We start from the raw sequence: 7849 nt of genomic DNA, 5'->3' as shown, positions 1-7849 counted from the left end.
CGGCTCCATCGTTTGAGATCGGTAACAACCTCATTCTGGCACATCGATGCCGTAGGGGCCGTCCACCCCAACAGTACCCCATGTCCTCCCGGCTCGAATAACCGGCCTCTCGGATTACTGGTTCCCGGCTCTCCGCTTCGCTGCAGCCGGGACGATAACCGAGGATGGGCACCGCCCTGCCTCTTTCCACCACCCAAGACTTAGGGCGCATGGATCAGGCGCCGGCTCAAGGCCGGGGTGGCGGTTTGTGTGAGGCGCAAAGCCTTGCCCTTACATGGCATTTGCGTTTGCCTCCGCTCCCTTCCCGAACCATACACTTTCAAACTTGAAATATGCGACCGAATGACCGTCAAAATTAATTGACCGGCCGGTCGGACTATGGGAAAGTAGGCCCAATAGGCTGGAGGCCTGCAGGGAGGAGACATATGAGCGATTCAACCGCTGTGACGGTTGTCGAGGACCAGCGTGTCCTGACACTGACGCTGAACCGTCCGGATAAACTGAATTCCTTCAACGAGGACATGCATTACGCACTGCGCGCCGGGTTCGAGCGCGCCCGTGACGATGCCAATATCGGCGCAGTTCTGCTGACCGGAGCCGGACGCGGCTTTTGCGCCGGTCAGGATCTCGGCAACCGCGATCCGCGCGCCGGCGGCCCTGCGCCCGATCTCGGCGTGACCCTCGACACGCTCTACAATCCGACCCTTCGGATCATGAAATCCATGGAAAAGCCGATCGTCTGCGCCGTCAACGGCGTGGCGGCAGGCGCCGGCGCCAATATCGCCCTTGCCTGCGATATCGTGCTGGCGGCCAAGTCGGCGAAATTCATACAGGCCTTCTCCAAGATCGGCCTGGTGCCCGATGCGGGTGGCAGCTGGTCGCTCACCCACCTGCTCGGCGAGGCCCGCGCCAAGGCGCTGGCGCTCACCGCCGAGCCGTTGCCTGCGGAAACCGCCGCCGACTGGGGAATGATCTGGAAGGCCCTCGACGACGACAAGCTGATGGACGAGGCCACGGCGCTGGCCCGCAAGCTCGCCAATGGCCCGACCCTCGGGCTCGGCCTCACCAAGCAGCTGATCCAGGCCGCCTCGACCAATTCCTTCGATGCCCAGATCGACCTGGAGCGCGACTTCCAGCGCCAGGCCGGCAAGAGCGCGGACTATGCGGAAGGCGTCACCGCCTTTCTGGAAAAGCGCGCACCGGAGTTTCGCGGCAAATGACCATGACCCCTCAGGAAATGGCCGACGCCTGCGCCAAGGCCATGTGGGCCAACGACCACGCCAGCCAGAAACTCGGCATGAAGCTGGAGCATATCGCCCCCGGTGAAGCGACCATGTCCATGACCATCACCGAGGCCATGTCGAACGGCCAGGGCAACTGTCACGGCGGCTATATCTTCACCCTGTGCGACAGCGCCTTTGCCTTTGCCTGCAACACCTACAACCAGTTGACGGTCGCTCAGCACTGCTCGGTCACTTTTCTGGCGCCCGGCCGCATCGGCGATCGGCTGACCGCGGAAGCCCGCGAAGTCTCGCGCAAGAAACGCACCGGGCTCTACGACATCACCATCACCAATCAGAACGGCGAAATGATTGCCCGGTTCACCGGCCACTCAGCCACCGTCAAAGGTACGCATCTACCGGAGTAAACGGCTCAAGACCGTCATTATCCGAAGCAGGAGGACCCCATGGAGGATCTGTCACCACGCCCCGGCGATCTGGAGCCGATCGAAACCGCCTCGCGCGACGAGATCTCGGCCCTGCAGCTTGAGCGCATGAAGTGGTCTCTGACCCACGCCTACAACAATTCGCCGTTCTACAAGCAGAAATTCGACGCCCACGGCGTCCATCCGGACGACCTGAAGACCTTGGGCGACCTCGCCAAGTTCCCCTTCACCGTCAAGACGGACCTGCGCGACAACTATCCTTTCGGTATGTTTGCCGTGCCGCAGTCGGATGTGGTCCGTATCCACGCCTCCTCCGGCACCACCGGCAAGCCGACCGTGGTCGGTTATACCGCAAAGGACATCGACACCTGGGCGTCCATGGTCGCCCGCTCCATCCGTGCCTCTGGCGGTCGTCCCGGCGACATTGTCCATGTCGCCTATGGTTACGGCCTGTTCACCGGTGGTCTTGGCGCCCATTACGGCGCCGAGAAGCTCGGCTGCACCGTGGTGCCCATGTCCGGCGGCATGACCGAACGCCAGGTGACCCTGATCGACGACTTCAAGCCACGTATCATCATGGTGACGCCGTCCTACATGCTGTCGGTCCTCGACGAGTTCCGCCGGCAGGGCCTCGACCCCCGCGAAAGCTCGCTCGCCGTCGGCATTTTCGGCGCCGAGCCCTGGACCAACGCCATGCGCCAGGAAATCGAGCAGGCCTTCGACATGCACGCAGTCGACATCTACGGCCTCTCCGAGGTCATGGGCCCGGGCGTTGCCAACGAGTGCGTGGAAACCAAGGACGGCCTGCACATCTGGGAAGACCACTTCTATCCGGAAGTGATCGATCCGGCGACCGGCGAAGTCCTGCCCGACGGCGAGGAAGGCGAACTGGTGTTCACCTCGCTTTCCAAGGAAGCCCTGCCGATCATCCGCTATCGCACCCGCGATCTGACCCGCCTGCTGCCGGGCACCGCCCGCTCCATGCGGCGGATGGAAAAGATCACCGGCCGGTCGGACGACATGATCATCCTGCGCGGCGTCAACGTCTTCCCGACCCAGATCGAGGAACAGATCCTGAAATGCGCCGGCCTTGCGCCCCATTTCCAGATCGAGCTCAACCGCGAGGGCCGCATGGACAACATGACCGTCCACGTGGAATCGACCGAGAGTGCCGCCAGCGCGGACGCCCGCGGCGCATCGGCGAAGGAACTCGCCCATCACATCAAGAGCGTGATCGGCGTTTCCACACGCATCGACGTGACCGAGCCGGGCGGCGTGGAACGCTCCCAGGGCAAGGCCAAGCGGGTCGTCGACAACCGGCCCAAGGAATAAGGAGGGGCCTCCCCCTCCTTCAAACCCGAGACGACAGGTGAACCAAAGGCATGGCCCGCACCCGCGCCAGCGATTTTGAAGACAAGCAGCGCAGCATTCTGGAGAGTGCGGCTGCCGTCTTTGCCGAACAGGGCATGGAGAAGGCCTCCATGTCCCTGGTCGCCAATTCCGCCGGCGTGTCCAAGTCCCTGCTCTATCACTACTACCCGGCCAAGGATGCGCTGATCTTCGCCATCATCCAGAGTCATCTGGAGGATCTGGACGCCGCGGTCGAGGCGGCCGACGATCCGAAGGCTTCGCCGGAAGACCGGCTGCATGCGCTGGTGCGGATCACGCTGGAGAACTACCGGGACGCGGACAACGAGCACAAGGTCCAGCTCAACGCCTCCGAGGCGCTCAACGACGACCAGCGCGACGCAATCCGCGCCATCGAACGGCGCATCGTCCGCCGCTTTTCCGCTATTCTGCGGGAGATCAATCCGTCCCTCGACAATGCGGAACGCCCGCTCCTGATGCCGGTCACCATGTCCCTCTTCGGCATGATGAACTGGGCCTACATGTGGTTCCGCGAAGGCGGCCCAATCACCCGCGACGACTACGCCGACATTGCCACAACGCTGGTGCTGGAAGGCATCAAGGCGGTCCGGTGACCGTCACTTGCTGATAATAACCATAAACTCCCACACGACCTCATGACCGGGCTCTGCCCGGTCATTTTTTTGTGGGGGCTCGTAGATGGGGAGAATGCGGACGCCGATATTTCTCTTCCCATTGGGTGCGGCATGGTACGGCGCCACTCCCCTAACCGCAGTCATCCCGGAAAAGCCGCAAGGCTTCGTCCGGGATGACTATCGTTAGTGTGGCAAGAGAGGATAGCCCCTCTGCCCTCGCCTCAACTCTCCACCAGCGGCCAGGTCTTGGCCACCATGGTGAGCACGTCGTAGAGGGCGACGGCGTCGCCGTTCTGGTTGGTCACCTGGCAGTCCCAGCGCACTTCGCCGTAGTCGGCGTTGACGCGCGGGTTGATCTCCTTGCACGTGAGCTGAACCTGGAAGGTGTCGCCCGGATTGACCGGGGTCAGGAAGCGCAGGTTGTCGACGCCGTAGTTGGCAAGCACAGGGCCCGGCGCCGGGTCGACGAAGAGACCTGCGGCGAAGGAGACGATCAGGTAGCCGTGGGCCACCCGGCCTTCGAAGAACGGGTTCGCCTTGGCCGCCGCCTCGTCCATATGGGCATAGAAGGTGTCGCCGGTGAACTCTGCGAAATGCTCGATGTCCTCCAGCGTGACCTCGCGGCTCGCGGTAACGAGCTGGTCGCCGATCCTGAGTTCCGCCAGAGACTTGCGGAACGGATGGACGCCGTCCTTGTTGACGTCGGCGCCATCCATCCAGCGGCCGGTGACCGCCGACAAGAGACGCGGCACACCCTGGACGGCGGTGCGCTGCATGTAGTGCTTGACGCCGCGCATGCCGCCGAGTTCCTCGCCGCCCCCTGCCCGGCCCGGTCCGCCATGAACCAGCATCGGCAGCGGCGAGCCGTGACCGGTGGAGCTTTTGGCGCTGGCGCGGTTGCCGATCATGACGCGGCCATGGAACGGCGCCATGCCGAGCACCACGTCTTCGGCGACCTTGGGGTCGTTGGTGAAGACGGAGGCGACCAGCGAGCCCTTGCCCTTGTGGGTGAGGTCTACGGCTTCCTCGATCGTGTCATAGGGCATGACGGTCGACACCGGGCCGAAGGCCTCCACATCGTGCACGGCCTTGGCCTCGAACGGCTTGGCACAGTAAAGCAGCACCGGATTGAGGAACGCCCCCTTGTCCGCATCGCCCGAGGCGACCTGGACGGCATCGGGAGCGCCAGCGACAATTTCCGCGTCCTGAGACAGGTCCTTGATCCGGTCGCGCACCTCGTCGCGCTGGTCGAGACTTGCAAGCGCGCCCATGCGGGTCGCCTCGTTGGCCGGATCGCCGACGACCGTCTTGCCGAGGCGTTCCGTCAGAGCGGCAACCAGCGCGTCCACATGGGCGCGCGGCGCGATCACCCGGCGGATGGCGGTGCATTTCTGCCCGGCCTTGACCGTCATTTCCCTGGCGACTTCCTTAACGAAGAGGTCGAACTCCTCCGTGCCGGGACCGGCATCGGTGCCCAGGATCGCCGCGTTCAGGCTGTCGGCCTCCATGGTGAAGCGGACCGAATTCTCGATGATCGCCGGCTGCGCCTTGAGCATGCGCCCGGTGGAGGCAGATCCGGTGAAGGTGACCACATCCTGACAGGTGACGTGATCGAGCAGATCGCCCGTCGAGCCGCAGATGAGCTGCAGCGCGCCTTCCGGCAGGATGCCGGTCTCCACGATCCGGCGGACCATCAGCTCGGTCAGATAGGCGGTCTGGCTGGCCGGCTTGACGATGGCCGGCATGCCGGCGAGCAGCGTCGGCGCGATCTTTTCCAGCATGCCCCAGCAGGGGAAGTTGAAGGCGTTGATGTGGACGGCGACGCCATGGAGCGGGGTCAGGATATGCTGGGCGGAAAAGCTGGAATCCTTCGACAGCGGTTCCACCGGCCCGTCGACCAGAACCTTGGTGTTCGGCAGTTCCCGGCGGCCCTTGGAGGCATAGTTCATCAGGGTGACGATGCCGCCCTCGATGTCGACCCAGCCGTCGGCACGGGTCGCACCGGTCGCAAGGCTTTCGGCGTAGAACTCTTCCTTCTTTTCCATCAACATCAGGCCGATGGCCTTCAGCATCAGCGCGCGCTCGTGGAACGACATGGCGCGCAGGCTCGCGCCCGCCTTCTCCCGGCCGAAGGCCAGCATCTCGGCGAAATCGATACCGCTTGAATCGATGAAGGCGACCGGTTCCCCGGTCGCCGCGTTCAACAGCGGTTTGCCCTCGCCGGCGCCCGGGGCCCACCCCCCGCAGACATAGCTCTCCAGGCGGCGCGGCGTTCCTGCATGTGCAGTCATGAAAGTCCCCTCGTTTGATTTCGCTCAGCCAAGACCCATGGCCGACAGCTTGCTGTCGACCTTGTCCGTCCACCTGGCGAGCAAGTCTTCATTCGTTGTGTGGCGGAGCCCGAAGCGCTTCAGCGTATCGAACCGGGTGGACCCGGCAACGCCGAAGGTAACCGCAACCCGCGGCCGCCAGTAGGCGATCGACGCCTTGGCCACTTCCTTCTCCGCCGGGTCGGCTGCGATCCGCTCCAGGCCTTCAAGACCCAATTCGGCATGACGGTTTTCCCGCGGCGCGATCTCGCGGAAGGCGGTGGCCAGTGGTCCGTAGGACACCTTGACGAGTTCTTCCAGCTGGACGCCGGTGGCAAGCCCCATCAGCACGTTCATCACCACCGCATCGGTCCAGCCCGTAAACGGATAATGGAATACCGACAGGCGCATGTCGCCGCCGTGGCGGGCAGCCCCCAGGTCCGCGTTCCGGTCAAGCCGTTCCGCCCAGGGCTGGTGGACCGCATAACGCCCCATGTCAGCGCCGAATTCGCCCATGATGTTCAGGACACGCTCGGCGTGATCGGCCTTTTCCAGCACGATCCGCGCGGCGGCAATGCGCTGCTTGATCCCGGGTGCGGTGTTGATCACATCGGCAAAGCCGGCGGAGCCGGCCAGTTCGCTGTCGACGAACGAGGCCATCAGGCGCATCAGTTCGCCGCGATATCGGGCCGGAGCGTTGGACGGGCTCGTCAGAACCCCGCCCTGTTCGAGATAGCTCTCGATGCTCATGTCTTCCATCGCCGTGTCCTCCCTTGGCCCCTGGCCTTTACTGATCGTAGTCGACGACGACCTTGTCCGTCACCGGGTAGGACTGGCAGGAAAGCACATAGCCCTTCTCCACCTCGTAGTCCTCAAGCGCATGGTTGGCGGTCATCTCCACCTCGCCCTCCAGCACCTTGCAGCGGCAGGTGGAGCAGACACCGGCCTTGCAGGCGTAGGGCGCATCCAGGTTGTTCTGCAGCGCCGCGTCCAGGATCGAGGTGTCCTTGGACATCCTGATCGTCTGGGTCGAGCCGTCCAGGGTGATCGCGGTTGTGGTCTCGTGGTCCGCGTTGGCGCCCTCTTTGGAAACAACCTTGCGCTTCGCCCGCCCGGGCTGGGCGGAGGCGAACAGTTCGAACTTGATCTGGCTGTCGTCGAGCCCTGCCTTGCGCAACGCCGAGGCGATGCCAAGCATCATCGGTTCCGGGCCACAGATGAAGGCCGTGTCGACGCTTTCGATATCGACCCAGCCGGTCTTGAACAGCTCGGCGCATTTTTCTTCCGTCACCAGTCCGGTGAAGAGGTCGATATCCTGCGCGTCCGCTTCCAGAACGTGGATGACGTTGAACCGGCCGAGATACATGTTCTTGAGGTCTTCCAATTCCTCGCGGAACATGATCGTGTTCACCGCCTTGTTGGCGTAAACCAGCGTGAAAACCGACTTCGGTTCGCGTGCCAGCGTGGTCTTCAGGATCGACAGCACCGGCGTGATGCCCGAGCCGCCGGCAAACCCGAGATAATGTTTTGCAGCGGAAGGTTCGATCTCGGTGTGGAACGCCCCCATGGGCGGCATCGCCTGGATCGTATCGCCGACCTTGAGATCCTCGTTGGCCCATGTGGAAAAGGCGCCGCCGTCCACCCGCTTGATGCCGACCTGGAGCACACCTTCATCCTTGCCCGAACAGATCGAGTAGGACCGGCGCAACTCCTCGCCGTCGAAATCCCGGCGGAAGGTCAGGTACTGGCCTTGCGTGAAGTCGAATTCCGCCGCCGCACCGTTGACCGGCTGCAGCGTGACGACCACCGCATCGCGGATGGTTTTGCGGACATCGACGACTTCAAGATCGTGAAAGCGCGCCATGGGTTCC

The 7849-nt window shown here is 63.6% G+C and carries 7 protein-coding genes; 4 read left to right on the top strand and 3 right to left on the bottom strand.

Features of this window, described 5'->3' with window-relative positions; all coding sequences use genetic code 11:
• The first annotated feature begins 425 nt into the window (after positions 1-425).
• Genes paaG through ACN0SO_RS23955 form a run of 4 tightly spaced genes read left to right on the top strand, consistent with a single transcriptional unit; the run spans position 426 to position 3648 of the window.
• The gene (paaG, locus tag ACN0SO_RS23970; protein WP_417681866.1) at positions 426-1220 is read left to right on the top strand and encodes a 2-(1,2-epoxy-1,2-dihydrophenyl)acetyl-CoA isomerase PaaG; all 795 of its coding nucleotides are present in this window, start codon (positions 426-428) and stop codon (positions 1218-1220) included.
• Positions 1217-1648: a hydroxyphenylacetyl-CoA thioesterase PaaI gene (gene paaI / locus ACN0SO_RS23965; protein WP_417681863.1), complete on the top strand. Its 432-nt coding sequence runs from the start codon at positions 1217-1219 to the stop codon at positions 1646-1648. Before paaG ends, paaI begins: the two co-directional genes overlap by 4 nt.
• Positions 1649-1687: 39 nt before the next feature.
• The gene (gene paaK, locus ACN0SO_RS23960) at positions 1688-2998 is read left to right on the top strand and encodes a phenylacetate--CoA ligase PaaK (protein WP_417681861.1); all 1311 of its coding nucleotides are present in this window, start codon (positions 1688-1690) and stop codon (positions 2996-2998) included.
• Between the two features lie 50 nt (positions 2999-3048).
• On the top strand, positions 3049-3648 hold the full coding sequence (locus ACN0SO_RS23955; RefSeq protein WP_417681859.1) for a TetR/AcrR family transcriptional regulator: 600 nt from the start codon (positions 3049-3051) through the stop codon (positions 3646-3648).
• Positions 3649-3890: 242 nt separating this feature from the next.
• On the opposite strand, the gene paaZ is transcribed toward ACN0SO_RS23955, so the two are convergent.
• Genes paaZ through paaE form a run of 3 tightly spaced genes read right to left on the bottom strand, consistent with a single transcriptional unit; the run spans position 3891 to position 7842 of the window.
• Positions 3891-5960, bottom strand: a complete 2070-nt coding sequence (gene paaZ, locus ACN0SO_RS23950; protein ID WP_417681857.1) for a phenylacetic acid degradation bifunctional protein PaaZ — start codon at positions 5958-5960, stop codon at positions 3891-3893.
• Positions 5961-5984: 24 nt separating this feature from the next.
• Positions 5985-6728: a Phenylacetic acid catabolic protein gene (locus ACN0SO_RS23945; RefSeq protein WP_417681876.1), complete on the bottom strand. Its 744-nt coding sequence runs from the start codon at positions 6726-6728 to the stop codon at positions 5985-5987.
• Between the two features lie 37 nt (positions 6729-6765).
• The gene (gene paaE, locus ACN0SO_RS23940) at positions 6766-7842 is read right to left on the bottom strand and encodes a 1,2-phenylacetyl-CoA epoxidase subunit PaaE (RefSeq protein ID WP_417681855.1); all 1077 of its coding nucleotides are present in this window, start codon (positions 7840-7842) and stop codon (positions 6766-6768) included.
• Between the last annotated feature and the right edge of the window lie 7 nt (positions 7843-7849).

The organism is Roseibium sp., from assembly GCF_048260565.1.
In the GTDB taxonomy this organism is placed as follows: domain Bacteria; phylum Pseudomonadota; class Alphaproteobacteria; order Rhizobiales; family Stappiaceae; genus Roseibium.
This window is presented reverse-complemented; position numbering and strand designations above follow the sequence as displayed.

Bases quoted from the DNA above. Each gene is read 5' to 3' on its own strand.
- paaZ (WP_417681857.1), bottom strand. From the start codon at position 5,960: ATGACTGCACATGCAGGAACGCCGCGCCGCCTGGAGAGCTATGTCTGC.
- paaG (WP_417681866.1), top strand. From the start codon at position 426: ATGAGCGATTCAACCGCTGTGACGGTTGTCGAGGACCAGCGTGTCCTG.
- paaI (WP_417681863.1), top strand. From the start codon at position 1,217: ATGACCATGACCCCTCAGGAAATGGCCGACGCCTGCGCCAAGGCCATG.
- ACN0SO_RS23955 (WP_417681859.1), top strand. From the start codon at position 3,049: ATGGCCCGCACCCGCGCCAGCGATTTTGAAGACAAGCAGCGCAGCATT.
- paaK (WP_417681861.1), top strand. From the start codon at position 1,688: ATGGAGGATCTGTCACCACGCCCCGGCGATCTGGAGCCGATCGAAACC.
- paaE (WP_417681855.1), bottom strand. From the start codon at position 7,842: ATGGCGCGCTTTCACGATCTTGAAGTCGTCGATGTCCGCAAAACCATC.
- ACN0SO_RS23945 (WP_417681876.1), bottom strand. From the start codon at position 6,728: ATGAGCATCGAGAGCTATCTCGAACAGGGCGGGGTTCTGACGAGCCCG.